The organism is Exiguobacterium sp. SH3S1 (assembly GCF_004337105.1).
GTDB lineage: Bacteria > Bacillota > Bacilli > Exiguobacteriales > Exiguobacteriaceae > Exiguobacterium > Exiguobacterium aurantiacum_A.
Genome location: NZ_SJUW01000028.1, coordinates 1 through 1175 on the forward strand (window position 1 = coordinate 1; position 1175 = coordinate 1175).

The 1175-nt window shown below is 58.2% G+C and carries 1 protein-coding gene; it reads right to left on the reverse strand.

Annotated elements, in window-relative coordinates; all coding sequences use genetic code 11:
* Window positions 1-14: 14 nt before the first annotated feature.
* On the reverse strand, window positions 15-1175 hold a 1161-nt coding region (locus EVJ26_RS14135; RefSeq protein ID WP_131459129.1), incomplete at its 5' end, for a transposase.

Here is a 1175-nt window from a genome sequence, read left to right on the forward strand (position 1 = left end):
CTTTTTCCTTGCCCTTATCCTGTTTTTTCTTTTGAGAGGGTGATGATCCGCTTCAGGTTTACCGCGATGATCGCCATCACGCTCTGTAACGTCATGCCTTTCAGGTCTGACGTTTTGTTTCGCGCCAGACCTTGCGGGTTCTTCAGTTGGCTGTTCTTCGGCTCAATCGCGAAGCGCTTCCGGTGATGGTCCTTGAACTCATCGGTCTGCTCGTATTCGAGCTGTTCGCTATGTTCCCTCGATTTCAATGACACACTGTACGTTTTCGAATTGGCGCCATCCTTGTAACAACCTTCACGCAATGGGCATCGTTTACACAGCTCAATATCAAAATAATGCGTCTCTTTTTGATTCTTACCGATGTTCTTCGTGCCTGTCCGGGCCTTACGGATGGCCATGTGCCCGGCGGGGCAGACGTAGCGTTCCGCATCTTTATTGTAAGTGAACCCCTCGCCGCGGTTCTCTGCAGGGGAATAGACACGGGGGTTCAATGGGGCGACGAGCTTACATCCTTGTGAGGCGGCATAGATCAGGTTGTCTCGGCCCGAATAGGCCGCATCGCCCACGATGTGGTCGAACTCGGCGCCGGCGGCGTGGCTCTTCTCGATGAGGCGAGTCAACTGCTTCCCGTCCGCCGCCTCGCCTGACGTGACGACGACGGCCGTGATGATGCCTTCTTCCGTCATCGCGAGGTGATGCTTGTAGCCGAAGAAGGAGGAGTCGGCGCTCTTGTGCCCGGTCCGGGCATCGCTGTCCTTGGACACCTGTAGCTCGACATGCGCGTCCTCGGCGAGCTCGCGGACACGGTTCACCCTGTCGCGGATGTGCTCCCGCATCATCAGCTCGGGCATCTCGGACTCTACGGTCTCCGCCACGGCGAGCGCATAGGCGAGCAGCTGGTCGATGTCGTGCTCATCGACTTTCTCAGGGAAACGCCCCTTCGCATCGGCCGATGCCTGATAGCACGCTTGGCGCAGATGCTTCGCCTCCTCGATGATCGCCTGCCCAATCGGCTTCTGCCCGTACCGGGCCCGGGAATGGGTCGAATCGACGATCAGCGTCCGTCCCTTCAGCAGCCCCATCTCTTTCGCGACCTCGACCGTGTGTGCGAGCAGTTTGTCGAGCAGTTTGTCGTCGTCCATGCGTTGGCGGCGGAATTTCGTGAGCGAGGACGG